The 25699-nt window shown below is 73.2% G+C and carries 26 protein-coding genes and 1 riboswitch; of the genes, 16 read left to right on the top strand and 10 right to left on the bottom strand.

The window, feature by feature from the left end; all coding sequences use genetic code 11:
* Window positions 1-2 precede the first annotated feature (2 nt).
* The 3 genes from FIP57_RS00485 to FIP57_RS00475 form a co-directional block, all read right to left on the bottom strand.
* Window positions 3-1103 carry an aromatic ring-hydroxylating oxygenase subunit alpha gene (locus FIP57_RS00485; protein WP_148570840.1) on the bottom strand — a complete coding sequence of 367 codons (1101 nt, stop codon included), beginning with the start codon at window positions 1101-1103 and terminating at the stop codon, window positions 3-5.
* A 56-nt stretch (window positions 1104-1159) separates the two neighbouring features.
* The gene (locus tag FIP57_RS00480) at window positions 1160-1777 is read right to left on the bottom strand and encodes an MSMEG_6728 family protein (protein ID WP_203230968.1); all 618 of its coding nucleotides are present in this window, start codon (window positions 1775-1777) and stop codon (window positions 1160-1162) included.
* Window positions 1778-1841: 64 nt separating this feature from the next.
* Complete coding sequence (locus tag FIP57_RS00475) at window positions 1842-2966, bottom strand: glycoside hydrolase family 6 protein (RefSeq protein WP_148570839.1); 1125 nt, start codon at window positions 2964-2966, stop codon at window positions 1842-1844.
* Between the two features lie 332 nt (window positions 2967-3298).
* Here FIP57_RS00475 and FIP57_RS00470 point away from each other — a divergent pair, with 332 nt between their 5' ends.
* The 3 genes from FIP57_RS00470 to FIP57_RS00460 are packed head-to-tail and all read left to right on the top strand — an operon-like array spanning window position 3299 to window position 4990.
* Window positions 3299-3916, top strand: a complete 618-nt coding sequence (locus FIP57_RS00470) for a TetR/AcrR family transcriptional regulator (RefSeq protein WP_148570837.1) — start codon at window positions 3299-3301, stop codon at window positions 3914-3916.
* The gene (locus FIP57_RS00465) at window positions 3913-4293 is read left to right on the top strand and encodes a RidA family protein (protein ID WP_148570834.1); all 381 of its coding nucleotides are present in this window, start codon (window positions 3913-3915) and stop codon (window positions 4291-4293) included. The genes FIP57_RS00470 and FIP57_RS00465 overlap by 4 nt, the downstream gene beginning before the upstream one ends.
* A 49-nt stretch (window positions 4294-4342) precedes the next feature.
* A complete protein-coding gene (locus FIP57_RS00460; protein ID WP_148570832.1) occupies window positions 4343-4990 on the top strand; it encodes a 4a-hydroxytetrahydrobiopterin dehydratase in 648 nt (215 codons plus the stop codon).
* Between the two features lie 27 nt (window positions 4991-5017).
* Here FIP57_RS00460 and FIP57_RS00455 read toward each other — a convergent pair whose 3' ends face one another.
* Complete coding sequence (locus FIP57_RS00455; RefSeq protein WP_148570830.1) at window positions 5018-5383, bottom strand: hypothetical protein; 366 nt, start codon at window positions 5381-5383, stop codon at window positions 5018-5020.
* On the opposite strand from FIP57_RS00455, the gene FIP57_RS24380 reads away from it, so the two are divergent.
* Complete coding sequence (locus FIP57_RS24380; RefSeq protein ID WP_203231008.1) at window positions 5272-5751, top strand: CGNR zinc finger domain-containing protein; 480 nt, start codon at window positions 5272-5274, stop codon at window positions 5749-5751. The two genes, FIP57_RS00455 and FIP57_RS24380, sit on opposite strands and share 112 nt — an antisense overlap.
* 6 nt (window positions 5752-5757) lie before the next feature.
* Here the strand turns inward: FIP57_RS24380 and FIP57_RS00445 are convergent, their stop codons facing one another.
* Genes FIP57_RS00445 through FIP57_RS00435 form a run of 3 tightly spaced genes read right to left on the bottom strand, consistent with a single transcriptional unit; the run spans window position 5758 to window position 9328 of the window.
* The gene (locus FIP57_RS00445; RefSeq protein WP_203230967.1) at window positions 5758-7227 is read right to left on the bottom strand and encodes an MFS transporter; all 1470 of its coding nucleotides are present in this window, start codon (window positions 7225-7227) and stop codon (window positions 5758-5760) included.
* 9 nt (window positions 7228-7236) lie between these two features.
* The gene (locus FIP57_RS00440) at window positions 7237-7842 is read right to left on the bottom strand and encodes a GNAT family N-acetyltransferase (protein ID WP_148570828.1); all 606 of its coding nucleotides are present in this window, start codon (window positions 7840-7842) and stop codon (window positions 7237-7239) included.
* A gap of 19 nt (window positions 7843-7861) precedes the next feature.
* Complete coding sequence (locus FIP57_RS00435) at window positions 7862-9328, bottom strand: PhoX family protein (protein WP_148570826.1); 1467 nt, start codon at window positions 9326-9328, stop codon at window positions 7862-7864.
* Window positions 9329-9426: 98 nt separating this feature from the next.
* On the opposite strand from FIP57_RS00435, the gene FIP57_RS00430 reads away from it, so the two are divergent.
* The 5 genes from FIP57_RS00430 to FIP57_RS00410 all read left to right on the top strand — a co-directional run bounded on the left by FIP57_RS00430 (window position 9427) and on the right by FIP57_RS00410 (window position 14509).
* Window positions 9427-9945, top strand: a complete 519-nt coding sequence (locus tag FIP57_RS00430) for a PadR family transcriptional regulator (protein ID WP_148570825.1) — start codon at window positions 9427-9429, stop codon at window positions 9943-9945.
* A complete protein-coding gene (locus tag FIP57_RS00425) occupies window positions 9942-10673 on the top strand; it encodes an ABC transporter ATP-binding protein (RefSeq protein ID WP_148570823.1) in 732 nt (243 codons plus the stop codon). The genes FIP57_RS00430 and FIP57_RS00425 overlap by 4 nt, the downstream gene beginning before the upstream one ends.
* Window positions 10670-13243 carry an FtsX-like permease family protein gene (locus FIP57_RS00420; protein ID WP_148570821.1) on the top strand — a complete coding sequence of 858 codons (2574 nt, stop codon included), beginning with the start codon at window positions 10670-10672 and terminating at the stop codon, window positions 13241-13243. The genes FIP57_RS00425 and FIP57_RS00420 overlap by 4 nt, the downstream gene beginning before the upstream one ends.
* A 166-nt stretch (window positions 13244-13409) precedes the next feature.
* Complete coding sequence (locus tag FIP57_RS00415; RefSeq protein ID WP_148570819.1) at window positions 13410-14081, top strand: DnaJ domain-containing protein; 672 nt, start codon at window positions 13410-13412, stop codon at window positions 14079-14081.
* Entirely contained in the window at window positions 14078-14509 is a 432-nt protein-coding gene (locus tag FIP57_RS00410) for an HIT family protein (protein ID WP_148570817.1), read from the top strand. Before FIP57_RS00415 ends, FIP57_RS00410 begins: the two co-directional genes overlap by 4 nt.
* On the opposite strand, the gene FIP57_RS00405 is transcribed toward FIP57_RS00410, so the two are convergent.
* On the bottom strand, window positions 14467-15507 hold the full coding sequence (locus FIP57_RS00405) for a phosphatase PAP2 family protein (protein WP_148570816.1): 1041 nt from the start codon (window positions 15505-15507) through the stop codon (window positions 14467-14469). The two genes, FIP57_RS00410 and FIP57_RS00405, sit on opposite strands and share 43 nt — an antisense overlap.
* A 152-nt stretch (window positions 15508-15659) precedes the next feature.
* Here FIP57_RS00405 and fabG point away from each other — a divergent pair, with 152 nt between their 5' ends.
* From fabG to FIP57_RS00390, 3 genes are all read left to right on the top strand, one after another.
* Window positions 15660-16415, top strand: a complete 756-nt coding sequence (gene fabG, locus FIP57_RS00400) for a 3-oxoacyl-ACP reductase FabG (RefSeq protein ID WP_148570814.1) — start codon at window positions 15660-15662, stop codon at window positions 16413-16415.
* A gap of 153 nt (window positions 16416-16568) precedes the next feature.
* A riboswitch (cyclic di-AMP (ydaO/yuaA leader) is annotated at window positions 16569-16736 on the top strand.
* Window position 16737: 1 nt separating this feature from the next.
* Entirely contained in the window at window positions 16738-17343 is a 606-nt protein-coding gene (locus tag FIP57_RS00395) for a C40 family peptidase (protein WP_148570812.1), read from the top strand.
* Between the two features lie 108 nt (window positions 17344-17451).
* The gene (locus FIP57_RS00390) at window positions 17452-18444 is read left to right on the top strand and encodes a DUF3048 domain-containing protein (RefSeq protein ID WP_162529634.1); all 993 of its coding nucleotides are present in this window, start codon (window positions 17452-17454) and stop codon (window positions 18442-18444) included.
* Here FIP57_RS00390 and FIP57_RS24240 read toward each other — a convergent pair.
* Entirely contained in the window at window positions 18428-19120 is a 693-nt protein-coding gene (locus FIP57_RS24240; RefSeq protein ID WP_148570809.1) for a TetR/AcrR family transcriptional regulator, read from the bottom strand. The genes FIP57_RS00390 and FIP57_RS24240 overlap by 17 nt on opposite strands.
* Window positions 19121-19247: 127 nt before the next feature.
* Here FIP57_RS24240 and FIP57_RS22990 point away from each other — a divergent pair, with 127 nt between their 5' ends.
* From FIP57_RS22990 to FIP57_RS00370, 4 genes are all read left to right on the top strand, one after another.
* On the top strand, window positions 19248-19418 hold the full coding sequence (locus FIP57_RS22990) for a hypothetical protein (RefSeq protein ID WP_162529633.1): 171 nt from the start codon (window positions 19248-19250) through the stop codon (window positions 19416-19418).
* A gap of 55 nt (window positions 19419-19473) precedes the next feature.
* Window positions 19474-20067, top strand: a complete 594-nt coding sequence (locus FIP57_RS00380; RefSeq protein ID WP_238993185.1) for a YqgE/AlgH family protein — start codon at window positions 19474-19476, stop codon at window positions 20065-20067.
* Between the two features lie 70 nt (window positions 20068-20137).
* Window positions 20138-20389: a DUF3039 domain-containing protein gene (locus FIP57_RS00375; RefSeq protein ID WP_148570806.1), complete on the top strand. Its 252-nt coding sequence runs from the start codon at window positions 20138-20140 to the stop codon at window positions 20387-20389.
* Window positions 20390-20449: 60 nt separating this feature from the next.
* The gene (locus FIP57_RS00370) at window positions 20450-22255 is read left to right on the top strand and encodes a DEAD/DEAH box helicase (protein ID WP_238993184.1); all 1806 of its coding nucleotides are present in this window, start codon (window positions 20450-20452) and stop codon (window positions 22253-22255) included.
* 31 nt (window positions 22256-22286) lie between these two features.
* Here FIP57_RS00370 and FIP57_RS00365 read toward each other — a convergent pair whose 3' ends face one another.
* Window positions 22287-25454 carry a PKD domain-containing protein gene (locus FIP57_RS00365; RefSeq protein WP_203230966.1) on the bottom strand — a complete coding sequence of 1056 codons (3168 nt, stop codon included), beginning with the start codon at window positions 25452-25454 and terminating at the stop codon, window positions 22287-22289.
* Between the last annotated feature and the right edge of the window lie 245 nt (window positions 25455-25699).

The raw sequence follows: 25699 nt of genomic DNA, 5'->3' as shown, positions 1-25699 counted from the left end.
GGTCAGACGCCCTCGACGTCGCGCAGGTAACGCTGGTCGAACGTGTGGACCCACCCGTCCTTGGCCGGGAAGACGCCGTGGTCGAACGCCCGCGACCGGATGCCGCGCTGCACCCGCTCGCACGCCTCGTTGTCCTGCCGGGTCACCAGCTCGTTGAAGTCGATCACCGGCTGCGGGTCGAACGCGGGGTCGTCGAACGCCTCGGGGCTGAAGAGGTACTCCGTCACCAGCCGGCAGCTGCGCGGGCCGGTCGGGAAGACCGCGGTCGCGATCGCGGAGGAGCCGTCGACGTCGAGGAACATCGTGGGGTAGATCGCCGCGCCGTAGTACGACACCGGGCCGGTGTGCCCCTTGAGGCCAGGGAGCAGCGGCAGCCGGAGGCGGGGGTCCAGCACGATGCTGGTGCGCCCGTCGGCGAGCGTGACGCCGCCGTCCTGCCGGCCGTCCTCGAACACGTTGCCCTTGCGGTAGGCGGGGATCACCGACACCAGCTCGGGGTGCACCGTCGGACAGTGCAGGCACTCGTTGTAGTTCTCGAGGACGATCTTCCAGTTCGCCGCCACCTCGTTGACGGTGACGGCGGCGATCCGCAGCTGGGACAGGCCGACCCGTGCCAGCGACAGCGGGTCGTCCTGCTGCTCGGCCAGCGACTCGAGCAGCGGCTGCGGCTCCTCACGGGAGAGGTTGACGAAGACGAACCCCTCCCACACGTCGACGTGGACCGGCCACAGCGACGTCGACGGACGGTCGATCTCGTCCTTCTCGATCAACGGGGTGGTCACCAGCGTCCCGTCGAGGGCGTAGCCCCAGGCGTGGTAGGGGCAGCGCAGGTGCGAGCGGACCTTGCCCTGCTCGTCGTCGCAGAGCCGGGAGCCGCGGTGCCGGCAGACGTTGTAGAAGCCGCGGAGCGCGCCGTCCTTTCCGCGCACGAGCAGGATGCTCTCGTCGGCGATCTCGACCCGGAGCCACGCCCCGGGCTCGGCGACCCGCTCCGCCCGGGCGGCGTAGACCCAGCTGCGGTAGAAGACCCGCTCCTTGTCCACCTCGTAGGTCTCGTCGGAGTGGTAGGCCGCCCCGGGGAGCGTCTTCCGGATCTCGGGCATTCGCTAACTGTACAGTCAGTCAGTGTAACGTGTCACGGGTCGGTCCGATCAGGCCGTCACCCCTCGAGCGCGTTCCGTCGCCGGGTCTGCCAGGCCTTCTTCGCCGCGCGGCTCCGCCGGCGGCGGGCCCGCTCCGCCTCGAGCCGCAGCTTCTCCAGCGCCCGCTCCTGGCGGCGCGCGGCGTTCTCCGCACGCCGCCGCTCCGCGTCGACGACCGCCTGCGAGCGCACCGGCCACACGTAGGGCAGGTCGTCGGGCACGTCCGGGAACAGCGGGCGGTAGCGCTCCGGGTCCTTGCGCACCAGCGCCGACCGGTGGCTCAGGTGGACCGTCTCGTCACCGAGCCACGGCGGCAGCGCGCGGGCCTCGGCGAGCTCCTCCTGGCTGCGGACCGTGAGGATCCCGGCGGTGCGGAGGTCCGCCCCGATGGTCGCGGCGCAGGTGTCGCCGAACCCCAGCTCGGTCCACACCTCGCAGCAGGTGAAGCCGTAGCGCCCGAGCGCCTCCTCGAACCCCTTCCACATCAGTACGGCGGGGTGGTTGGCCCACCCGTAGCCAGGCACGGTCAGCGCCCGCACCACCTGGATCGTCTCCACCCGCTGCTTGCCGAGCCGCTTGGCGTCGAGCACCCGGGCGGACCGTTCGAAGTCGGCGTAGGGCAGGAACGTCTGCACGGTCGCAACGTGCCCGCCGCCCGGCTGCTCAACCGGGCTGCTCGACCCGGCTGCTCGACGGTCGTCACCAGGGCGTCGTGCGGGCGACCTGCAGGGTCCGCTCCAGCTGGAACGGCGACGCCTGGCGGTAGAGCCACGGCCGGCCGAACCACAGGTAGGCGTCGGCGTGACGGCGGGCTGCGGTGCGCTGCGCGGGGGCGAGCCCCCAGCGCTTGGCGGCCACCCGGGCCGTGGGTGGGACGCCGAGGGTGTTGCACTTCCGCTCCGCCTTGGCCCGGCAGGGCTCGGCGTTGTCGAAGTCGCCGCGCGGGTGCTTCGACCAGTACTCCAGCCAGGTGAACGGTCGGCCGTTGTCGGCGGTGTCGACGACGAACCGGCGTCCCGGGACGCCGGCCGCGGCGAGGGCGGCCACCAGCTGCCGCCCGTACAGCAGCTCGGAGCCGAGGGAGGAGTAGTGGGTGGCGCCGAGCGCGAAGCCGCGGACGTGCAGGATCCCGGACTCGAGCAGCAGGTCGCGGGCGACCGGGACGGTGAGCCAGTCCGCCGAGCTCGCGTCGAGGTAGACGTGGGTGTTCGGGAGCGAGCCGAACTTCTTCGCGGCGTACGCCGTCAGCTTCATCCGCACCGAAGGCCGCCACCCCTGGAGGGCGACGCCGAGGTCGGGCTCGAGCACCATCGCGACCCGCGCCGTGCCGATGCCGGCGGCCGCCTGGTCGACCCAGCGCCGGTAGGCGGCCTGGTCGGCGGCGGTCAGCGGCTCGTCCTTCGCGCCCTCCCCCTGCGGCCACAACCGGAACACCGCGAGCTGGACCAGCACGTCCGGCGTGCCAGCCTCGGCCTGCGTGGTGGTGACGTAGTCCTTGATCTTCGCCCGGACCTGGGTGGCCGGGATCCACGACCCGAACCAGCGCACCCGCGGCCGCAGCGCCGCCTTGGCCAGCAGCTGCTTCCGGGCGCCCTTCGCCCGCTGCCACGCCGGGTAGACGCCGTCGGCGCCGCCGGTGTAGACGCCCCAGGGGCGCGCGGCGAGCGGGTTCGCCGGCGTCTCGACCGCGCGGCCGACGAGCGCAGCGGCCGCCGCCCGGCCGGTGCCGGCGGGGACCTCGACCACCGCGGCCAGCACGGCGAGCACGAGGGTGACGAGCAGGGCGACGAGCAGGGGGGCGCGGCGCGCGGGGGAGCGGTGCATGCGGGACGGTCCTGGGCAAGGGGCGGGGACCCTCTCAGTGTCTGGTCTGTCCGTTTCGTTCGTAGGCGAAATCGCCAACCTCCGGGCGGAATAGCCACCGGAGCCCTACCGTTGTGACCATCAGCCGGTCCGAATCATGCCCCCGGGCCTCACCATCTGCCGCTACGAGCGGCCACTCGCCGAGAGGCGGCTGACGGGCCGGTGAGCAGGAGCGCACGGCCGCCGGCGGGGTAAGCCCCCGTCCGGCGGCCGTTTGCGTGCCCGGACGCGCTGGTCTCGACCGGATGCCCCTGGCCTCTCGACATTTTGGAAAGAGCGTTCCAGAATGAGCCATGGCCCGACCCCGCGCGTTCGACGAGGAGATCGTCCTCACCGCCGCGATGCACGCCTTCCGCACCCACGGGTATGCCCGGGCGTCGGTGAGCGTGCTCGAGGAGGCGACGGGGCTCCGCGCGAGCAGCCTCTACAACGCGTACGGCGACAAGGCCGGCCTGTTCCGCCGGGCCCTCGACCACTACCTGGCCTCGTTCGTCGGCCCGCGGCTCAAGGTGCACGCCGGCCCGGAGTCGACGCTGGAGGACCTCGAGGGGCTGTTCCTCACCCTGCTCGTCCCGCCGTACGACGACGGCCAAGGGTGCCTGGTGACCAACTCTGCCGCGGAGTTCGGCAGCGCGCCCTCGATCGCCACCGACGGCGTGCGCGCCGGCGTGACCGCATTGCGCCGGCACGCCGAGGAGGTCCTGGCCCGCGAGCTCGGCCCGTCGGCCGCGCCGACGGCGGCCGCCCGGCTGGTCCTGCTCTACCAGGGGTTCCTGGTGCTGGGCCGCGCCGGGCTCCTCGACGACGGCCACGTCGCCGCGATCCGTGCCGAGTTCGTCGAGCTGCGCGAGCGCCGGTCCCCGAACCGTCCCTCCACCGTGGAGGACGAGAACCGAAGGAGCCCACGATGATCCAGGCGGTGAACCCCAGCACCGTGCCCGCGTCGCCGTTCTACAGCCAGGGGACGGAGGTCCGCGGCGCCGAGCGGATGCTGTTCGTCTCCGGCCAGGTCGGGGTCGACGCCGAGGGGGCGGTCAAGGAGGGGGTCGAGGAGCAATCCCGGCAGGCCGTGGCGAACCTCGGGGCGGTCCTCGCTGAGGCTGGCATGGGGGTCGAGGACCTCGTGAAGGTCACGATCTACCTCACCGACCCGGCCGACGTCGGGCCCTTCATGGCCGCCACCGGCGGGACGCTGCCCAGCCCGCCGCCCGCCACCACGCTGCTCCTGGTCCACCAGCTCGCGAGCCCCGAGCTCCGCGTCGAGATCGAGGGCGTCGCCGCCCGCTGACCGCCCGCCGGGGCTGGTGGACCGGCCGGTGGCGGTGGACGATGGGGCGATGAGCGACGAGAAGCTGACAGGGGCGCAGATCGCCGAGGAGGCGCCGGCCGGGTGGGCGTTCCTGCTCGGCGGGCTCCAGACCCGGCTCCACACCGGCAGCTTCGCCACCGGGCTGGCGGTCGCCAGCGCGATCGGCGCGATCGCCGAGGAGCTCGACCACCATCCCGACCTCGACCTCCGCTACACCCACCTCGACGTGCGCATGACCAGCCACGACGTCGGCGGCGTCACCGCGCGGGACATCCGGCTCGCCCGTGCGGTCACCGGCATCGCCGGTGACGCGGGGGTCGAGCTGGAGTGCGCCACGGTCTCCCGGCTCGAGCTCGCGCTGGACACCCCAGACCACACCGCGGTGCTGCCGTTCTGGAAGGCCGTCCTGGCCTTCAAGGAGTCGGCCGGCGACGAGGTCACCGACCCCTTCGACGTGCTCCCCGCCGTCTGGTTCCAGGGCTCGGGGAGCGAGGAGCCGCGACAGCGGTGGCACCCCGACGTCTGGGTGGACCCGGCCCAGGTGCAGCCGCGGATCGACGCCGCGCTCGCCGCCGGCGGCACGCTGGTCACCGACGAGTTCGCCCCGGACTTCTGGGTGCTCGCCGATCCGGACGGCAACCGGATGTGCCTGTGCACCTGGCAGGGGCGCGGCTGAGCGCTGCTCGGCTCGTCGGCCGGCGCGTCAGGGCAGCCGGTCCAGGAGCCACGACGGCCCCTGGACGCCCGCGCCGCTCGCGGCCACGCGCTCGCGCAGCCCCCGGTCGGCGGTGACGACGACGGGCCGGTCGCCTTCGGCGGACAGGGTCCGCACGACGTCGACGATGGCGTCGTCGCCCGAGCCGGCGGCGTGGACCGTGGTCACCCGTCCTTCGCTGCCCTCGCCGGGGCCGCGGCGCGCCGCGCCCTCGACGACGAGCACGACGTCGGCGTCGAGCGCTGCCGCGACCAGCCGGGCGTGCAGCCGGGACGCGGCGCCCGCCCGGTCGCGCCACCAGCCGTCGGGACGGCTCCCCACGACGTTCGCCGCGTCGACGACCAGGACCTCCACCGGGCCAGGCTACGAGGTGCTACGTCGCACGGAACGGGTCTGCCGGCCGGAGGCTGTCCGCCTGCCGCGCCGGTGACGGCGACGCACCTCCTCGGGGGTGCGGGAGAGCTGTTCGACGGCGATGGCGAGCGGTAGGGAGCTCACGTGGGGGTCCTTCCCGGTGCCCGCCGCAGCGCGACACGGGCCGGTCCTCGTCCCCGGACGGGGAGCGGCTCAAGATCTGCGCGGCCGACGACTGCGCGTGGGCCTACTACGACCACTCCCGGAACCGTTCGAGGAACCGTTCGAGAAACTGGTGCGAGCTCGGCTGCGGCAACAAGGCGAAGACGCGCGCCTACCGGGAGCGGCTCCGCGCCGGACGGCGCTGACCGGGGTCAGCCCGACGCGGCTGGGGACCGGTCGAGCGACTCGCTCCCGAAGGGGTGCAGCCGCAGCTCCCGGACCGCGATCACCAGGGCCACGACGGCGAAGACCGCCGAGGTCGTGAAGGTGACCGCGGTGGCGGTCTCGGCCCCGGACCGCTCGAGCGTGACCCGGTAGGCGGCAGCGAGGAGCGCCGCCCCGACCGCGGTGCCGATCCGCTGCCCGGTCTGCACCGCGCCGCCGGCCGCCCCGCCCATGCGCGGAGGCACCTCGGCGAGGGTCAACGTGAAGTTGGGCGAGATCGTGGCGCCGCTCCCGATGCCGGCGACCAGCAGCGGCAGGGCGGCCCAGAGCGCCACCCGGTCGGGCGAGACGAGCGGCAGGACCACCGCGAGCGAGACGAACCCGACGACCACGAGGCTCAGGCCGGTCACGGTCACCCGCCGGCCGTGCCGCGCCACGAGCCGCCCGGCGACCACCGACGTGGCGGCCGACCCGATGGCGAACGGCATCACCGAGAGCCCTGACTGGAGCGCGGAGTAGCCGAGCTCGCCCTGGAAGAAGAGCGCCAGCACCAGCCAGATGCCGGCGAAGCCGCAGAAGTAGACCGAGCCGAGGGCGATGCCGCTCGCGAAGCCGGGCACCTCGGTGAAGAGCCGGACGTCGAGCAGCGGCGCGCCGTCCTGGGCCAGCAGCCGGCGCTCGCGCCGGAGGAAGAGCCAGGTGGCGACCGGGGTCAGGAGCAGCAGCAGCCACCAGCGCGGGTCGGGGGAGGCCTGCGTCTCGACGACGGGGAGGAGCAGCGAGAGGGTCACGGCTCCCAGCAGGAGGGCGCCGGGCACGTCGACCTGGCGGGCGACGTTGCGCGCCCCCGTCGGCCGCTGTCGAGGGAGCAGCCGGGTCGCCATCACCATGCCCACCACCCCGATCGGCACGTTGACGAGGAACACCCAGCGCCACCCGTCGTCGGGGCCGAACGCCTCGATCAGCAGCCCGCCGATCAGGGGGCCGGACGCGGCCGAGACGCCGACCGTCGTACCGAAGTAGCCGAAGGCGCGACCGCGGTCCGCCCCGGTGAAGAGCTGCTGGATCAGCCCGGTGTTCTGCGGGGTCAGCAGCCCGGCGCAGGCGCCCTGCAGCAGCCGGGCGACCACGATCGACGGACCGTCCCAGGCCGCGCCGGCCAGCGCACTGGTGAGGGTGAAGCCGGCCAGCCCGATGAGGAACATCCGACGGCGTCCGACGACGTCCCCGAGCCTGCCGCCCGCGACCAGAGTGAGCCCGAAGGTCAGCGCGTAGCCCGAGACCACCCACTGCACCGTCTCCGGGGACGCGCCCAGCCCCTTCTCGATCGACGGCACCGCGACGTTGACGATCGTGACGTCGAGCAGGCTCATGAAGCCGACCAGGAGGGTGACGGTCAGCGCCCGCCACGGGTGCTCGACGGCAGGGGAGGAGGAGGCGGGGGCGGTGTCGACCACCACGCCGGTCTACCCGCCGAGCCCGGAGGCCACACCCCTGTCCCGGGCGGCCGGCCACTCCTCGCGGAGCATCGCGTAGTTGAGCCCGTCGAGCCATCGGCCGTCCCGGTGCAGCGCGTCCTTGACGGTGTAGCCCTCGCGACGCATCCCGACCCGCTCCATCAGCCGCCACGACGCGGTGTTGTCGGCGAAGCAGATCGCCACGACCCGGCGAAGTCCGAGCTCCTCGAAACAGAGCCCGATCGCCGCGCGTACCGCCTCGGTGGCGAAGCCCTTGCCGCCGTGGGCGGGGTCCAGGGTCCAGCCCAGCTCTGCCTGCACGCCCCGCGCCAGGTCGGTGACCTCCGACTGCGACCACGCGTCCTCGATGCGGACCATGAGGTCGCCGACGACCTCGCCCCCGTGCTCGACGACGAGCAGGGAGTCGAGCCGTGCCGGCTCCTCGAACCGGGACCGGTACTCGCCCAACGTCCGCGGGAAGCCGGTCACCCAGTGGCCGACCTCTTCGAGCCGTCGGAACCGCCACGTGGGCTCGAGGTCCTCCTTGGTGCCTCTCCTGATCGCCAGCCGCTCGGTGCGGAGCGGCCAGGCGACGTCGTCGAGTGTCCTCGGCATCCGCACATCATGACGCCGGTCAGACGCCGATCCGCCCCCAGGGGCCCCAGATGGCGAAGGTCATCCCGGCAGCGGCCTGGATGTTGACGAACAGCGTCCGGCCGTCGGTGCTGAACGTCGAGCCCGCGAACTCGTCGGCGAAGCGGTCCTCGTCGGTGGTGCCGCTCGTCAACCGGTTGAGCGCGATGTCCCAGAGGCGCCCCTTGGGGGACAGTCCCCTGAGGTAGTTGTCGCCGCTGCTGTCCTCGCAGACCACCAGCGTCCCCCGCCGCGAGGTGGTCACGTTGTCGGGGAAGTCCAGCACGCTCTGGTCGGGGGACTGGAAGACGCAGGTGAGCGTCTGCCGCCGGGTGTCGTAGCCCCACACCTGGCCGAAGCCGTTGCCGTACCCCTCCGGGTTCGCGGTCCCGGGCTCCGGCGCGCCGCCGCCCTCGGTGGAGGTGAAGTAGACGACGCCGCGGTCGTAGACCTGCCCCTCGAGCCGGGAGAACGACGCCGCCCCCTTGGCCCGCCCCTGGTCGCCCACGAAGACGAGCGCCTCGTCGTTGGTGGTGGGTGCCGGCTGACCGGGGACGTGGTCGAAGAGGAAGTCGGGCTCGTCGATGCGCACCCACCGCACGTCGTACGTCGCCCCGCGCCGCTGGTGGCCCTCGAGGTGGAGGTTCGGGCGGCCCTTGACCGCGAGCATCTCGAGCACGCCCTCGTCGTCGAGGTAGCCGCACTTCATCGGGTTGCGCCTCGGGGTGTAGCGGTAGAACCCGGAAGCGAAGCCGAAGTTGTCCTCGGTGAGGTAGAGCGAGCCGCGCTTCGGGTCGAAGGACACCGCCTCGTGGGCGAACCGGCCGGCGCCACGGACCGGGCGTGCCTTCGACCGGCCGCCGGCGGGCACCTCGAAGACGTAACCGTGCGGCTTCTGCAGCCCGGTGTTCGGGGTGCCGGTGAAGTCCGGCCCCACGTCGGGGCCGTTGACGGTCTCCTCGCAGGTGACCCAGCTGCCCCACGGCATGATCCCGCCGGAGCAGTTCATGATCGTGCCGCTGAGACTGGTGAACGAGGAGAGCACGCGGCCGTCGCCGGTCACCCGGACCGTGGTCGTCCCGCCGCCCGCGGTCCCCTCGTCGTACGAACGCGCCGGGCCGAACGGCTCCGTCGCGTCCGCCACGGGGATCTCGTGGTTGCGGACGAGCACCGTGGTGCCCTTGCGGCCGGGGAACGCCCCCATGCCGTCGTGGCGACCGGGGAGCACGGTGCCGTCGTCGAGGACGACCGGCTCCTCGGTGTCGTGGAAGGACCGGTAGGAGAACCCCGGCGGCAGGTGGAGCCGCACCTTGCCGTCGCGCCGGTCCCGGGTCGGCACGAGCTCGGGCGCCCAGGTCCCTCCGGGTCGGGCGGCGGCGGCCGGCATCGCGGCGAACCCGGCGAACGGGCCTCCGACAAGAGCGCCGGCCCCGCTGGTCCTGAGCATCGTGCGTCGGTCGAGCCTCACGGCGTCCTCCTGGTGCATCGGGGACCTCGAAGGTAAGACGTCGGCGCGCCGTGCGCCACATACTTGGTATGTAGCTACTCCGTATGCATACTCAGTACATGTCCATCCGCCACGGGCTCCTCGCCCTCCTCGAGCGCGAGCCGATGTACGGCTACCAGCTGCGCACCGAGTTCGACACCGCCACCGGCTCGACCTGGCCCCTCAACGTCGGGCAGGTCTACACGACGCTCGCGCGGTTGGAGCGCGACGGCCTCGTCGCCGCCGGCGAGCAGGACGACGACGGCAAGGTGCGCTACGCGATCACCGACGCCGGCCGCGCCGAGCTGCGGGAGTGGTTCGGGACGCCCGTCGAGGCCACCGACCGGCCCCGCGACGAGCTGGCGATCAAGCTCGCGCTGGCCGTCACGGTGCCGGGGGTGGACGTCGCATCGGTCGTCCAGCGGCAGCGGGCCTCGACGATGACCTCGATGCAAGACCTCACCAGGCTCAAGCGGAGCGGCGACCCGTCGCTGTCCTGGTCGCTGGTCCTCGACGCGATGCGGTTCCAGCTCGAGGCCGAGCTCCGCTGGCTCGACCACTGCGAGACCGTCCTCACCCGAACAGGAGCCCCCCGATGAGCACCGAGACCACCCCGGCCCTCGAGATGGTCGACGTCAGCCGGATCCACGGCCGCGGCGACGCCGCGGTGCACGCCCTGCGCGGGCTCCACCTCACCGTCCTGCCCGGCGAGCTCGTGGCCGTGATGGGCCCCTCCGGCTCGGGGAAGTCGACCCTGCTCAACCTCGCCGGCGGGCTCGACCAGGCCACGGCAGGCAAGGTGCGGGTGGCCGGCGAGGAGCTCGGGTCGCTGTCCAAGGGGGCGCTCGCCGCGCTCCGGCGCCGCAAGGTGGGCTACGTCTTCCAGGACTACAACCTGATCCCCAGCCTCACCGCGGTCGAGAACATCGCACTGCCCTTGGAGCTCGACCGGGTGCGCACCCGTGAGGCGCTGGCCCAGGCACGGGCAGCCCTGGCGGAGGTCGGGCTCGAGGGGCTCGACGACCGGTTCCCCGACGATCTCTCCGGCGGGCAGCAGCAGCGCGTCGCGATCGCCCGTGCCGTCGTGGGGGACCGGGGGCTGATCCTCGCCGACGAGCCCACCGGGGCCCTCGACTCGCAGACCGGCGAGCAGGTGCTCGCGCTGCTGCGCGCCCGGTGCGACCTCGGGGCCTCGGCCCTGCTGGTGACCCATGAAGCGCGCCACGCCGGCTGGGCCGACCGGGTCGTCTTCCTCCGCGACGGCGCCGTGGTCGACGAGGCCGGCTCCGCCGTCACCCCCGCCGCGTTCCTGGCGGGCCGGCCGTGAGCCGCTGGCTGCCGGCGCTCCGGATGGCGCGGCGCGACCTGCGCCGCCACAAGGTGCGTGCGGTGCTCACCTGCCTCCTCGTCGCGCTCCCCGTGCTGGTCGCGACGGTGAGCGCGCTCGCGTCGTACAACTCCCGGTGGGACCTCGAGCAGCAGGCCCGCTCGGAGATGGGGCTGGCCGACGCCACCCTCGAGGTGACCCCCTTTTCGGCCATCCGCCCCAAGGGCGCCGTCGACCAGTGGATCCGCCCCGCGGCGTACGAGGAACGTGACGGCGAGCGCGTGCCGGTGCGGCGCGACGTGCGCGACGTCGACGTCCGTGCGGTGCTGCCGGTGGGGTCCGTCGTGGTCCCGCAGCCCGAGTGGCGGCCGGTCGCGCTCGCCACCGGCGGCACCGGCCAGGCGGTGGTGGTCCCCGACTCGCCGATGGTGGAGGGAGAGCTCGAGCTGCAGGCCGGACGGCTGCCCGTCGAGCCGGAGGAGGTTGCGGTCACCCGGCCGGTGGGTGAGGAGCTCGGGCTCGTCCGCGACGGACGCCCGGTCGACGACGCGCGGCTCGAGCTCGGCGACGGCTCGACCGTCTCCGTCGTCGGCGTGGTCGACCTCGGCGAGCGCTACACCGCCCAGGCGACGACGCTCGTGGTCGCCGAGGGGAGCGTGCTGCTCGAGGGCGGCCCCCCGACGGTGAGCCACCTGGTCGACCTGCCGGAGGAGGTGACCCGTGCCGAGCTCCGGCAGCTGGTGCGGGACGCCGCGGCCGCCGGCATCGCCCTCCGTCCCCGCGACGCCGTCGTCCACCCGGAGCGGTGGGGGCTGTGGTCCTCCGGTCAGGACGTCGACGTCGAGCCGCTCGTCACCGGGGCGCTCGTGGTCCTCGTCGGCACCCTCGAGGTGGTCCTCCTGGTCGGTGCCGCCTTCGCCGTCGCCGCCCGTCGCCAGGTGCGCGACCTCGGGTTGCTGTCCGCGAACGGAGGCGCCGCGTCCGACGTACGGCGGGTGCTGCTGGCGCAGGGGCTCGTGCTCGGCGTCGGCTCGTCGGTGGTCGGGGTGCTCGGCGGCGTGGCCGCGTTCCGGGCGCTCGCCCCCTGGTGGGAGCCGGTCTTCGGCGTGGCCCTGTGGCGCCACGAGATCGACTGGCTGGCGCTCCCGGTGATCCTGGTCCTCGGGTCGCTGACGTCGGTGGTCGCGGCCCTGCTGCCGGCGCTGAACATCTCGCGGCTGACGCCGGTCGCCGCGCTGTCCGGGCGGTTCCCGGTGCGGGCCGGCGAGGCCCGGGCGCACCGCGGGGCGTTCGCCCTCGCCGGTGCCGGGCTGGTCACCCTTGCCGTCGGCGGCTGGGCGACCGCGCGCACCTTCGGCCCCGGTGGGCGGGAGATCAGCGCGGCGCCGTTCGTGGCGGCGGTGGGGCTGGTGCTGCTCGTCGCCGGCACGGCCTGGGCGACGCCGTACCTCGTGCGCCGGGCCGCGGCGCTCGGCCGTGCCCTGCCGCTGAGCGGGCGCTACGCCTTCCGCGACGCGGCCCGCCACCGGTTCCGCTCCGCGGCGGCGGTGGTGGCGCTGACGGTCACGGTGGCCGGCGCGGTCCTGGCGGGCTTCGCGTTCGCCGCCACGGCGCGGTCGGCGGACGGCTACCTGCCGCCGCGTGCGCTCGAGCTCGCCTTCGACTGGGGCGCCGAGCGGATGGGCGACCCCACGGAACGCCTCGAGCGCACCGTGCACGAGGTGGTCGGGCCGGCGGAGGTGCTCACGTCGCGTGCGCTGGTCGGCCACCGCGGACGGTCGGTCGGGCTCGCCGGACCCGGTCTGGGGGTGCACACGGCCGACGAGGCGACGATCCGGAGCCTCGCCGGTGGCGGTGCCGACGAGGACGCGCTCGTGGCGGCCTTCCGCGACGGTTCCGTGGTCCGGTTCGGGGGCCGCGCCGAGTCCCGGGCCACGCTCGTCGTCCGGACGCCCGAGGGGCGTCGGCGGGTCGAGCTGCCGTCGGAGACCGGCCCGGTCGCGCCGGAGGCGCGCGGGCTGCTCGACGCCGTCGGTCGGGTCTTCGTCTCCGGTGAGGTGGTCGCCGGGCTGGGGGCGAAGGTCGGGTACGTCACGACCGTCGCCCGGACGGAGCGGCCCGTCACCCAGGACGACCTCGACCGGTTGGCGGTGCACGGCATCGAGGCCTGGTCCGACGACCCGGCACGGGCGCAGGCCGCGCAGCTCCAGTACGCCGGGTTGGGCGTGGCCGCCCTGCTCTGCCTGCTGGTCGTCGGGGTGGCGGTGGGGCTGGCCGCGGCGGAGAGCCGGGACGAGGTGGCGACCCTCTCGGCCGTCGGCGCCGGCCCTTGGCGCCGCCGCGGGTTCGGGGCGGTGCACGGGCTCTTCCTCGGTGGGGTGGGGGTGGCGCTCGGCGTCGTGGTCGGGCTGCCGGCCGGGGTTGCCTTCAGCCAGCTCGACGGGGTGCCGGGGATCGATGTGCCGTGGCTCGCCTCGGCCGGCACCGTCGCCGCGGTGCTCGTCTCGGCCCCGCTCGTCGGCTGGTTGGTGACCCCCACACGGCTGAGGCTGACCCGTCGCACGGCCTGACCGGGACCTTCGGCGGGAAGTCACGCCACTTGTGCACGAACGGGACCAACGGTATATGTCGTGAGGAAGTCGTGCAGACCTAGACTCGACCCATCGACATCGGGGGATGCCGAGACCACGGGGGGACCACGGGGGGTCGTGGTCGGGGAAACCAGAGGGGTGGGGGATGAACGCGTACAGCGTCCTCGGGGTGACCCGGACGGCGTCGCGGGCGGAGATCCGGGCTGCCTACCGTGCTCGCGCACGGGAGCTGCACCCGGACCTCCACCGCGAGCCGGACGGCACCGTCCCGGCGCAGGCCCAGGCGGCCTGGCTGGAGCTCACCGAGGCGCTGCACGCGGCCCTGGCCGCGGCGGCGGCCGTCCCTGCGTTGCCGGGCGGACTCGTCCCGAGGCAACGGGGGGCGGCCGTCCCGCCGCGTCCTGCGCCGGCCCGGCAGCGGGTCGAGGCACCGCCCGCACGGCCGGTCCCGCGCGACCCGATGCTGCTGCTGCTCACCATCCCGCGCGAGTGCCGTGAGGAGTGGAGCGCCGAAGAGCTCGAGGTCTGGGCCCTCACCCTCGTGCCCGCCGCGCGCCGACACCTCGGCCGCGCCCGTGAGCTCGTCGTCCGGCTCCGGCTCACGCAGGAGCGCCACCGGGCGGCGGCCACCGCCCACCTGCTGCTCACCCTGACGCTGACCCTGAACCCGAGCCGCCGGCTCCGGGTGCTCGAGCAGCGGCTGCCGTCGGCGTACGCCGCCCTCGAGCGGCAGCTGCCGGCCGCCGCCGTCGACCGGCTCCCGCCGCGTGCGGGGGCGCCGCGCCCCGCGGGGCTCTCGCTACCCTGGCGCCGGTGAGCCGCGACCCGTCCTGCCTCTTCTGCGCCATCGTCGCCGGCGAGCAGCCGTCGGCCACCGTCCTCGACGAGGAGCTCCTGGTCGCGTTCCTCGACGTCCGCCCGGTCTTCAAGGGCCACGTGCTCCTGGTCCCGCGGCTCCACGTCGAGACCCTCGCCGACCTCCCTGCCGCGCTCCGGGACCCCTTCCTCGAGGCCGCCCAGCGGCTGAGCCGTGCCGTCAAGGACGCCCTCGGGGCCCAGGGATCGTTCGTGGCGATGAACAACACCGTGAGCCAGAGCGTCCCGCACCTGCACCTGCACGTCGTGCCGCGCACCAAGGGCGACGGGCTGCGCGGCTTCTTCTGGCCGCGCACGAAGTACGCCGACGCCGAGGAGATGGCCGACTACGCGACCCGGCTGGGCTCCTCGCTGATCGCCAACGGCTGAGCCCCCACCGGCCGGCGCCGCATCTGGTTTCCGGTGCCCTTCGCCGCGATCCAGACGCCCGCGACCCCGAGGACCACGCCACCGATGGCGTCGAGCGCGTAGTGCCACCCGAGGTAGACGGTGGCGACCACGGTGAGCGCGAGGAAGACCCAGAGGAAGACCCGCACGCCGCGGTGGAGCCGCAGCAGCTCGGCCATCACGCACATCGTCACGCTGATGCCGACGTGGAGGGAGGCGAAGGCGGCGATCGTCTGCACCGCGTCGGTCGTGAACGGGTTGACCAGGACCTGGTGGCGGTCGTCCATCATCCCCTCGGCGAGCACCGTGACCGGCGTGCGGTCGAGGTCGGCGAACCACTCGGGGCGGGAGTAGATCGGGCCGAGGCTCGGCACCGCGAAGTACGTCGCGACCCCGAGCACCCAGTCGACGGCGATCGCGGTGACGTACCAGGAACCCGCCCGGGCGTCGCGCGACCAGACGAGCGCGACGACCAGGGACGCCGGGACCATCACGATCCAGGCGATGTAGATGAACGAGAGGAAGTGCGCGGCCGCTCCGGTGCCGAGCCAGTCGTGGAGCAGCGGCGCAGGGTCGTGGCCGAAGAACATCACCCGGTCGACGTCCTCGAGCACGCCGTCCCAGAGGTGACGGTTGACGAAGGGGACGAACGACTTCAGGTTGCGGAAGGAGGCGTAGATGACGTACCACGCCGCGAGCCCGATGAGGGCGAACTTGACGTGGGTGATCGTCCACCGCTCGCGCACCACCTCGCGGGCGGCGCCGAACGCGCGCAACGGGTTGCGGGCGCGCCACAGGGCGCGCGGCACCACGTCGGTGAGGAACGCCGCGACGAGCACCACCGGCACCCAGATGTACGCCGGCCCGACCGCGCTGTCGGGGTCGCGCACCGGGAGGTCGTAGACCCACGCCATGACGAACGTGGTGACGGCGATGGCGACGGCGAGCCACACCGCGAGCCGCCATCCGTTTCTGTGCACCCGTCAACTTTAGCCGGATCGCCGGCGGAACTCCGGTCCGGAAGACCCGGGTGCCGCGAGCCAAAAGGCCGTGCCAGACTCCTACCGCTCCGCGGCTGCGGGGGCCAAACGGACCAAAGGCGCGAAAGCTGCCGAGAGACGGAAGGTGCTGGATGAGCCGCTACGACGGACGAGTCGTGATCGTCACAGGAGCAGCGCGCGGGATCGGCGCCGCGACCGCCAAGCGGTTCGCCTCCGAGGGCGCCGACGTCGCCGTGCTCGACCTCGACGAGGGTGCCGCCACCGAGACCGCCACCGGGCTCGGCGCCGGCCGGGCGATCGGCCTCGGGTGCGACGTCTCCGACGCCGCCGCCGTCGAGCGCGCGGTGACCCGCGTGGTCGAGGAGCTCGGCAAGGTCGACGTGCTGGTCAACAACGCCGGGATCACCCGCGACAACCTGCTGTTCAAGATGACCGAGGAGGACTGGGACCTCGTCATGGGGGTGCACCTCAAGGGCGCCTTCCTGATGAGCCGTGAGGTGCAGAAGCACATGGTGCAGGCGCGCTACGGCAAGATCCTCAACCTCTCGTCGGTCTCCGCCCTCGGCAACCGCGGCCAGGCGAACTACGCCGCCGCGAAGATGGGGATCCAGGGGTTCACCCGCACCCTCGCCATCGAGCTCGGGCCGATGGGGATCAACGTCAACGCGATCGCCCCCGGGTTCATCGTGACCGAGATGACCGACGCGACGGCCCGCCGGCTCAAGGTCGAGCCGGAGCAGCTGCGCCAGATGAACGCCGACGCCAACCCGGTCCGTCGCGTGGGCCACCCGGAGGACATCGCGGCCGCCGCGGCGTTCCTCTGCAGCGACGAAGCCTCCTACGTCACCGGTCAGACGTTGTACGTCGACGGCGGGGCCAAGATCTGAGCTCCTGCTGACAAGACGGCTCGGCCTCGGTAGCGTCGGACGCCGAGCTCGCACCACCAGATCGACACCGAAGATCGACACCGAAGATCGACACCGCACCACCAGCTCGTACAACTCCACAACGGTCGCCGGGTCCGCCGAGTCCTACCCGCCCGTCGGCCGCCACCGAACTCACCGGGGTAGGAGTGGGGGACCCACGTTTCCCGCGCCCGCACGGGCGCTCGGGGTGAAGCCGACCGGCCGCGAACCTGCGACCGCGAGGCGGAGCACCTTCTGGCTCCAACCCGACAGCTCACCTCACAGGCGTGAGAAGGGACAGCTCATGCCTGCCGTGCTCCACCGGGTCCTCGCGCGTTCTGCCGCCGGGACCGTCCTCCTCGCCCTCGTCCTCGTCGGGCTCGCCACCGCTCCGGCCCACGCCGCCCCGCAGCCCGCCGGCTCGGGCGTGGTCGCCGGCCAGTCGGTGCAACAGGTGGCCGTCCAGGCCGCCGGCGACGAGAAGGCGGACAACAAGAAGAACAAGAAGAAGGCCCGCAAGAAGGCCAAGCGACAGGCGCGGTTGAAGAAGGTCAACAGGATGCTGCGGATCGTCCGCGCGCAGCGGGGCGACCCCTACCAGTACGGCGCCGCCGGGCCGAACCGGTTCGACTGCTCCGGGCTGGTCTACTTCAGCACCCACAAGGCCGGCTTCCGCAACGTGCCCCGCACCTCGTCGCAGCAGGGCCGCTTCATGCGGAGGATCCCGCGCAAGGCGATGCGCCCCGGCGACTTCGTCTTCTTCACCGGCGGCTCGGGCGTCTACCACGTCGGTGTCTTCAACGGCCGCAGCAAGGGCGGGATGACCGTCATCCACGCGCCCGGCTCGGGGCAGCGGGTGACGACCGCGCGGATCTGGACCAGCTCCTGGTACGCCGGCACCCTGCGCTGACCCTGCGCTGATCTTGCGCTGACCACAGGGTCCCCGCCGCCGGGGTGACGTTCGCGACGTCGGCGCGTTGTCCCCGGCCGGTGGTGCCGCGTTGTCATGCTGGTCGCCATGACTGACCGCCGCTTCCCCCTCCTCGGCGTCCTCGCACTCACCCTCTCCGCCGCGCTGGCCGGCTGCGGCGGCGACGACGAGGCGGGTGGCGGTGACGAGGGCGGCGACGAGCCGGCCGTCGAGGCGCCGGCGCTCTCCCCGCTGACCGGGCTTCCGGTGAAGGGCGAGCCGCGCCACCCCGTGCTGGCGGTGAAGATCGACAACTCCTCGAGCAGCGCCCCGCAGGTCGGGGCCGGCGACGCCGGGATGGTCGTCGAGGAGCTCGTCGAGGGAGGGATGACCCGGCTCGCGGTCTTCTACTACAACGACGTGCCCAAGGACGTCGGCCCGGTCCGCTCGATGCGGGCCACCGACATCGGCATCGTCAGCCCGCTGGGAGCCGCCCTGGTGGCCAGCGGGGGAGCGCCGCAGACCCGGGAGCGCGTGAAGGACGCCGACATCAAGACCTTCACCGAGGGGGCGGCGGGGTACTACCGCGAGAGCAGCCGCTCCGCGCCGTACAACCTGTTCATGAAGCTCGACCAGCTCGCGAAGAAGGTGAAGGCGACCGAGACGCCGACGCCCTACCTGCCGTTCGAGGAGGGCGCCGAGCTGCCGAAGGGCAAGCCGGCGAGCGGGCTCACCGCGACCTTCTCGGGTGGGAGCTCGACCACCTTCGAGCGGCGCGGCGGGGGCTACGTCAACACCGACACCTTCGCCGGCGAGGGCGACACCTTCGACCCGGCCACCGTGCTGGTGCTGAGGGTGCCCGTCGGCGACGCCGGTTACCTCGACCCCGCCGGCAACCCGGTGCCGGAGACGAAGTTCACCGGCCGCGGCAAGGCGTTCATCTTCCACGGCGGCCAGGTCGTCCAGGGCGACTGGATCAAGGGCGGGCTGGGCGCGCCGGTCGAGCTCGAGGTCGGCGGCGGGGAGATCAGCCTGCCGCCGGGCAAGGTCTGGATCGAGCTGGTGCCGAAGGACGGCGGCGACGTCAGCTGGACGAAGTAGCCGGCAGCGTCGGCCCCTCGCCGCTCTCGACGAGGGCACGGATCCCGGCGAGCACCAGGACGATCGCGCCCTCGGCGTCGTCGCTGGCCTGCTCGGGGTCCTCCGCGGTCGAGACGGCCGCTCCGGTCGCCGACATCGCGCCGAAGAAGAGCCGGGTGAACGCCTCGAGCGTGGTCGACGGCAGCTTGTAGCCGCCGAGGAGCGAGGCGACGATCTCGTGGACCAGCGAGAAGGTGCTGCGCTCCTCGTGCTCCCGGTAGCGCTCGTAGCCGAGCACCGCGGGACCCTCCTGGATCACGATCCGGCGGTAGGGATCCGTGCGGGTCACCGCGAGGAACTCCCGCAGCCCGGTGAGGGCCTTCTCCCACGGGTCGTCGATGCTCCGGATCGCCCGCCGGATCCGGTCGGCGGCCGCCTCCTGCACGGAGACGAAGGCTGCCTCGAACAGCTCCTGCTTGCCGCGGAAGTGGTGGTAGAGCGCTCCCTTGGTGACCCGGGCGCCGGCCACGATCTCGTCCAGGCTGGTGCCGGCGTACCCCTGCACGGCGAACCGGTCGAGGGCCACCTCCACGAGCGCGCGCTTCGTGGTCGCGGAGTACTCCTGCCGCCTGGTCGCCTTGGTCGCCTTGGTCGCCTTGCGCAGCAGCTCGTGCGCGGACGGCACCTTCGCGGTCATGGCCGGAGCATAGGCGCCGGTCGTGGTGCGGATCACCCCGTCGGTCGGTTTCCTACCGAGGGTGCTGCTCCATACTGAGAGTACGTACTCACGGTATGTGCTCGATCGACGACGGAAGCGAGACGACATGAGGCAGCACCACACCCGCTTCGCCCAGCGGCTGCGCTCCGCGCTCCCGCACGGGCGTCGCTCCACCACCCCCCGCGACGCCGGCGCGGCCCGGCCGGAAGGCGCCACCGACCCGGGTGCCCGGTTCGCCTCCCGGCTCCGTGCGGCCCTCCCGGACCGGAGGGCATGACACGATTCGCGGGTGAGAGTGTTCGTTGCCCGCGTCCGCACCGGGACGACCGGCCGTGGATGAGCCGGTCGAGCGGTTCACCATCACGCCGGAGGAGCCGGCGGCCGGCCGCCTCCTGGTCGCCACCCCGGCGCTCGCCGACCCCAACTTCTCCCACACCGTGGTCCTCCTCCTCGACCACGACGACGACGGCACCCTCGGTGTCGTGGTGAACCGACCGACGTCGGTCGCCGTGGCCTCGGTGCTGCCGGACTGGGCGGTGGCGGTGGAGCCCCCTGAGGTGCTCTTCGAGGGCGGCCCCGTCAACACCGACGCGGCGCTGGCGGTCGCCGCGGTCCCGTCAGGCGACGGCCCGGAGCCGCTCGGGTTCCGCCGGCTCTTCGGCGCCACCGGGATCATCGACCTCGACACGCCGCCGGAGGTCCTCGCGCCCGCGGTCGCGAGGCTGCGGATCTTCGCCGGGTACGCCGGGTGGGGGAGCGGGCAGCTCGAGGCCGAGATCGCCGAGGGGTCCTGGTACGTCGTGGACTCCGCCGTCCACGACGTGTTCGGGCACGACCCGGCCCGGCTCTGGAGCGCCGTGCTCCGCCGGCAGCCCGGCGAGCTCGCGTGGGTCTCCACCAGACCGGTCGACCCGACCCTCAACTAGCTCCACAGGAGCTCCGGAAGCGGCGGCGGCTGCCCGGGGCGGCACCGGTCGCGGCGTAGACTCCCGCACCGTGACCACTGGATTCAGCCCCGGCGCCCAGACCATCGAGGACCGTCGCACCCAGCCGACGGACGAGGGTGACCACGAGCGGTTCTCGCACTACGTGGACAAGGACAAGCTCACCGAGGCGATGGTCATGGGCACCCCGGTCGTGGCGCTCTGCGGCAAGGTCTGGGTCCCCAGCCGGGCCCCCGAGAAGTTCCCGGTGTGCCCGGAGTGCAAGGAGGTCTGGGAGAGCATGAAGGACGACCAGGAGGGCTGACCCCGCGTCCCGCGCTCTCCTCGCACCGCCCCGCCCGCCCTCCGAGCACCCCAGGACGACGTGACCCTGCCCTTCTCCTCCGACTCCGCGCCCACCCCCTCACCCGCACTTCCGCCCGCCTACCCCGACCGCGCCGCCTGGGGCACGGCGCCGAGCCTGCGTGCCTGGCAGGCGGAGGCCTTCGAGCGCTACTTCGCGTCCCAGCCGCGTGACTTCCTGGCCGTGGCGACCCCCGGGGCGGGCAAGACGACGTTCGCGCTGACGATCGCCGCCGAGCTGCTGGCCCGGCGGCTGGTCGAGCGGATCACGGTGGTCGCGCCGACCGAGCACCTGAAGACCCAGTGGGCGGAGGCGGCCGCACGGGCCGGCATCCCGCTCGACCCGGCGTACTCCGGCGGCAAGGGGCGCACGAGCAAGGACTTCGTCGGCATCGCGGTCACCTACGCCGGCGTCGCGGTGAACCCGCTCGCGCTGCGGATCCGCACCGAGCGGTTCAAGACGCTGGTGATCCTCGACGAGATCCACCACGCCGGCGACGCGATGTCGTGGGGCGAGGCGGTCCGCGAGGCGTTCGACCCGGCCCACCGCCGGCTCGCCCTGACCGGCACGCCGTTCCGCTCCGACGTCAACCCCATCCCGTTCGTCTCCTACGCGCCCGGTGCCGACGGGGTGCCGCGCAGCGTCGCCGACTACACCTACGGCTACGCCGAGGCCCTCGCCGACCACGTCGTGCGGCCGGTGCTCTTCCTCGCCTACTCCGGCCAGATGCAGTGGCGCACCCGCGCGGGCGACGAGGTCGCCGCCCGGCTGGGGGAGCCGCTCACCAAGGACATGACCGCCCAGGCGCTGCGGACAGCGCTCGACCCCAAGGGCGCCTGGATCCCGTCGGTGCTCGCCGCGGCCGACACCCGGCTGACCGAGGTGCGCCGCCACGTCCCGGACGCCGGTGGGCTGGTGATCGCCTCCGACCAGGACAGTGCCCGCGCGTACGCCGCCTCGCTGAAGGAGCTCACCGGGCACAAGCCGGTCGTGGTGCTCTCCGACGAGAAGGCGGCCTCGAAGCGGATCGCGGCGTTCTCCGAGAGCGACGACCGCTGGATGGTCGCGGTCCGGATGGTCTCCGAGGGGGTCGACGTGCCGCGGCTCGCCGTCGGCGTCTACGCCACGACCACGACGACGCCGCTCTTCTTCGCCCAGGCGGTGGGTCGGTTCGTCCGGGCTCGCAAGCGCGGCGAGACGGCCTCGGTGTTCCTGCCGTCGACCGGCCACCTGCTCGGCCTCGCCGCGGAGATGGAGCTCCAGCGCGACCACGTGCTCGGCCGGCCGGTGACCGACGAGGACGACATCTTCGCCGCCGAGGAGCAGCTGCTGGCCCGCGAGCAGGCCGCCGAGGCGGCGTCCGCGGAGGAGCAGCTGCTCCCCTTCGAGGCGCTCGGCTCGGAGGCGCGCTTCGACCGGGTGCTGTACGACGGCGGCGAGTTCGGCCACGCCGGCGAGGTGCACGTCGGGTCGGAGGAGGAGATGGACTTCCTCGGGATCCCCGGGCTCCTCGAGCCCGACCAGGTCCGCGACCTGCTCCGGCACCGCCAGGCGGAGCGGGCCCGCAAGCAGGGGGACGGGCACGGGCCGGCACCCGCGCCGGCGCCCGAGCCCGAGGTGGCCACCCATGAGCGGCTGGCGCTGCTGCGCCGCGAGCTCAACGGGCTGGTGGCGGCGTGGAACCACCGCACCGGTCAGCCGCACGGCGTGACGCACGCGTCGCTGCGCCAGAAGTGCGGCGGCCCCGCGGCCGCCGTGGCGACCGCGGAGCAGCTCCAGGCGCGGATCGACATGATCCGCGCCTGGGCCACCCGGGCGACCGGCTGAGCCGGCCGCCGCGGGCGGCCTTGGGTGTTCCCTAGTTGGTGGTGAGCACCGCGCGGAGGTCGAACGCGACGTCGCGGGTGTTGCGGTAGTTCACGTGGGTCTCGGCGGTGACCACGTTGGTGCCGTCGACCAGCAGGTTCACCGGCACGTCCACGACCACCGGGGACGCGTTGGCGGTGGCCGCGTTGCGCGCCGAGGAGGCGTAGGAGTTCTGGGTGATCGTGCCGGTCGGCATGTTGCTGCGGGTCACCTCGGTGCCGTTGACGTAGATCACGACGCCGTCGTTGGCGACCGAGGTCAGCCGCAGCCGCACCACGCGGGAGGCGTCGGTGACCTGGAAGGAGCGCCGGAAGTACGCCGCCCGGGGCCGGTCGGCGGTGTCGGGGAAGATGTCGAGGCTGGTCGACACCGGCGTGCCCCAACCGAAGATCGCGTTGCCGCTGCTCCAGGTGGTGTCGACGAAGGTGCGGCCGGTCCACCCGGTGGGCGGGGCGCCCGCCGCGTAGCGCCAGCGCCACGCCGACCCGTTCTCGATCACGACCGTCTCGGTCTCGCCACCCGGCTCCTCGGCCACCGTGAACGAGCGCGTGGTGGTGCTCGTCAGCCCGCCACCGTCGGTGACGGTGAGCGTCGCGGTGTAGCTGCCCGGGGCGTAGGTGTGGCTGGTCGTCCGGCCGGTCCCGGTCGTGCCGTCACCGAAGTTCCAGGCGTAGCTGGCGATCCCGGTGTCGTCAGTGGAGGCCGAGGCGTCGAACGAGACCGAGGTGCCCTGCACCGAGGCGGTGAACGACGCCGTGGGTGCCGCGTTGGTCGAGCCGGCGGCGTCGGACATGCCGGCCGAGAACAGCTCCCGCACCTGGGTGGCGGAGAGGGCGCTCGGGAAGACCGCCACCTCGTCGACCCCGCCGGAGAAGTACTCCGAACCGGGCCACGTCAGGTTGTAGAAGTTGCGCCCGAAGACGGCCTGCTCCTCGGCGAGGTCGGTGTAGCCCACCCGGTAGTACCCCGAGGTGAGCCCGCCGGCGGTGCCGACGTACGTCCCGTTGAGCACGCCGTCGATGTAGAGCGACGCGGTGCCCGTGGCGTTGTCCCAGCTCGCGACCACGTGGTGCCAGCCGCCGTCGTTGTAGATCGGGCCCTGGAGCCGGACGTTGTTCAACCCGGGGCCGAGCGGGTCCGGGCTGCCCGGCCGTGGCGGTCGGTGCACGGAGAACACGATGTTGCCGTTGTTGTCCATGGTCAGCGCCCGGTCGGACATCGAGCCGTCACCGGTCTTGACGTCGGTGACCGCCATCAGCGAGCCGCCGGCGATCGTCGTGCCCCGCACCCACACCGACTGGGTGAAGGACGCGGAGAGCGACTGCTGCGAGGCCGAGGTGACGTACTGGCTCGAGCCGTTGAGCTGCAGCCCCTGGCTGCTCGAGGTGACGCCGGTCCCGCGGGTCGGGCTGCCGATGAGCTCGCCGGCGTTCGCGCCACCGGTCGAGCCGTCCGCGACCGTCGAACCGCTGCCGCCCATGTCCCAGTAGAGGCTGGCGCCGTAGCTGCGGACCAGGTCGCCGTAGGACTGCGGGTCGGCGCCTCGCACGACGACGGAGGTGGACGCTGAGGCCGCCGCCTGGGTGGTGCCGTCGGTGACCCGGAGGAAGTAGCTCTGGGTCGAGCCCACCGGCCGGTTCCGGTCCACGAACCTCATCACGGGCCGGCTCCACGGGTAGGACTCGACCTGCTGCGAGCTGAGGAGCGTGTTGCCGCGGTAGAGGTTGTAGGTCAGGTGGCCGTCGTCGGGGTCGTAGACCGCAGGCCAGGAGACGGTGACCTCACCGGCCCCGGTCGAGATGGCCGACGGCGCCGCCGGCCGGTTCGGCGCGATGTTCGTCGTGCGACCGAACCTCGCGATGCCCTGCTGGTTGGTGTTGTTCACCCGGGTGAAGTCACCGCCGACGAACATCTGGGTGCCGTCGGTGGCCAGCACGTGCGGGCCCACGGGGTTCGAGCCGGTGACCGCGTTGGTGTTCGGCGCCCAGTGCACGAAGCTGCCGTCCGCGATGTTCTGGGCGACCAGGCGGTACCAGATGAAGCTGTCACGGTCGGTGCCGCCGACGTAGCCGCCGCGGGCGTCCCCGGGGCTGAACGCGCAGTCGTGCTGGTGCGAGGCCTTGTAGAGGACGTCGTCCATGATCGCCAGGCCCAGCGAGGCGCCGAGGCACGGGCTGTTCCACCGCATCTGACCGTCGGAGATCCGGGCGGCGTAGGTGCCCTCGTAGCACCCCGGCGGGTCGCCCTCGCCGGTCACGTAGGCGGTGTCGCCCGAGGCGATGATGTCGGTGACCCGGCCCGAGCAGTTGGTGTTGGTCGGCTGCACGGTGTTGGCCTGCCACGGCTCGGTCGCGCCCGTCACCGGGTTCAGCGAGGCCATGCCGCCGATGTCCTGGCCGTTCACGGTCCGGAAGCCGCCGCCGATGAGGACCCGGCTGCCGTCCGGCGCCACCTCGACCGCCAGCGCTCCCGGGCTCGGGGCGGGGGTCCACAGGGACGGCGGCGGCGCGGCGAGCGTCGTGTTGAAGGCGGTGTCGATCGCGCCGTTGGTGGCGTTCAGGGAGACCATGTAGGGCTTGCTGGTGCCGTTGACCGTGGTGAAGTTGCCCGACGCGTAGACGCGGGTGGCGGTGGCGTCGACCGCGGTGACCTGGCCGCCGGAGAGGTTGGGCGCGAAGCCGGAGACCAGCGAGAAGCTGCCGGTCGGGGTCGTCGGGATGGTGATCGCCGCGACCCGGTTGCGCACCGTGCCGCTGATCCGCGTGAAGGCGCCGACCACGTAGAGCCGCGAGCCGTCGGGGGAGACCGAGAGGTCGCGCACCCGGGCGTTGGGCTGCAGGTTGAAGTTGGTCAGCAGCGCGCCGGTGTTGGCGTTGAACGCCGCGAGGTAGGTCCTCGTCGTCTCGTTCTGCCCGGCGGCCGCGCCTGGTGGGCGCACCCGGGTGAAGGTGCCACCGGCGAAGACGATGCCGCGGCTGACGGCGAGCGCCTCGACGTTGTTGTTGGTCTGCCACATCGAGCTCGGGGCGCCGCTGAGCACCGGCTCGTTGACCTGGTTGTCCCCGACCTGGGCGGCGGCCGGGGTGGGGCCGGTCCCGAGGACGACCGCCGGCACTGCGGCGACCCCTCCGGCGAGGGCACAGGCGAGCAGCCTGCGCATGCGTGACGACAGCATCGTTCGAGAACCCCCAACAAGATGAAACACACGAGTTGCACCGCGAACCGCGGCGGCCAGTGGCCCCCCACTGATCGATTCAGGGTAAGAGCAGCCGGACCGTCCGAACAGGGACGAATGTCCGTTGTTGCGGGCCTTCAGCACGAGCCCGCGGGACCCAGCCCGGACAATTGGCATGGACGTGGGGCACATGGTCCATGTCACGCCCGGTCGGACCGCCGTACCGTCGT

It is taken from the genome of Nocardioides caldifontis (assembly GCF_008087345.1).
GTDB classification, from domain to species: domain Bacteria; phylum Actinomycetota; class Actinomycetes; order Propionibacteriales; family Nocardioidaceae; genus Marmoricola_A; species Marmoricola_A caldifontis.
Note: the sequence above shows the minus strand (reverse complement) of the source record. Positions and strands in the feature narration are given on the sequence as shown.

Bases quoted from the DNA above. Each gene is read 5' to 3' on its own strand.
- FIP57_RS00415 (WP_148570819.1), top strand. From the start codon at position 13,410: ATGAACGCGTACAGCGTCCTCGGGGTGACCCGGACGGCGTCGCGGGCG.
- FIP57_RS00440 (WP_148570828.1), bottom strand. From the start codon at position 7,842: ATGCCGAGGACACTCGACGACGTCGCCTGGCCGCTCCGCACCGAGCGG.
- FIP57_RS00390 (WP_162529634.1), top strand. From the start codon at position 17,452: ATGACTGACCGCCGCTTCCCCCTCCTCGGCGTCCTCGCACTCACCCTC.
- FIP57_RS00430 (WP_148570825.1), top strand. From the start codon at position 9,427: ATGTCCATCCGCCACGGGCTCCTCGCCCTCCTCGAGCGCGAGCCGATG.
- FIP57_RS00365 (WP_203230966.1), bottom strand. From the start codon at position 25,454: ATGCGCAGGCTGCTCGCCTGTGCCCTCGCCGGAGGGGTCGCCGCAGTG.
- FIP57_RS22990 (WP_162529633.1), top strand. From the start codon at position 19,248: ATGAGGCAGCACCACACCCGCTTCGCCCAGCGGCTGCGCTCCGCGCTC.
- FIP57_RS00470 (WP_148570837.1), top strand. From the start codon at position 3,299: ATGGCCCGACCCCGCGCGTTCGACGAGGAGATCGTCCTCACCGCCGCG.
- FIP57_RS00475 (WP_148570839.1), bottom strand. From the start codon at position 2,966: ATGCACCGCTCCCCCGCGCGCCGCGCCCCCCTGCTCGTCGCCCTGCTC.
- FIP57_RS00395 (WP_148570812.1), top strand. From the start codon at position 16,738: ATGCCTGCCGTGCTCCACCGGGTCCTCGCGCGTTCTGCCGCCGGGACC.
- FIP57_RS24240 (WP_148570809.1), bottom strand. From the start codon at position 19,120: ATGACCGCGAAGGTGCCGTCCGCGCACGAGCTGCTGCGCAAGGCGACC.
- FIP57_RS00460 (WP_148570832.1), top strand. From the start codon at position 4,343: ATGAGCGACGAGAAGCTGACAGGGGCGCAGATCGCCGAGGAGGCGCCG.
- FIP57_RS00465 (WP_148570834.1), top strand. From the start codon at position 3,913: ATGATCCAGGCGGTGAACCCCAGCACCGTGCCCGCGTCGCCGTTCTAC.
- FIP57_RS00485 (WP_148570840.1), bottom strand. From the start codon at position 1,103: ATGCCCGAGATCCGGAAGACGCTCCCCGGGGCGGCCTACCACTCCGAC.
- FIP57_RS00425 (WP_148570823.1), top strand. From the start codon at position 9,942: ATGAGCACCGAGACCACCCCGGCCCTCGAGATGGTCGACGTCAGCCGG.
- fabG (WP_148570814.1), top strand. From the start codon at position 15,660: ATGAGCCGCTACGACGGACGAGTCGTGATCGTCACAGGAGCAGCGCGC.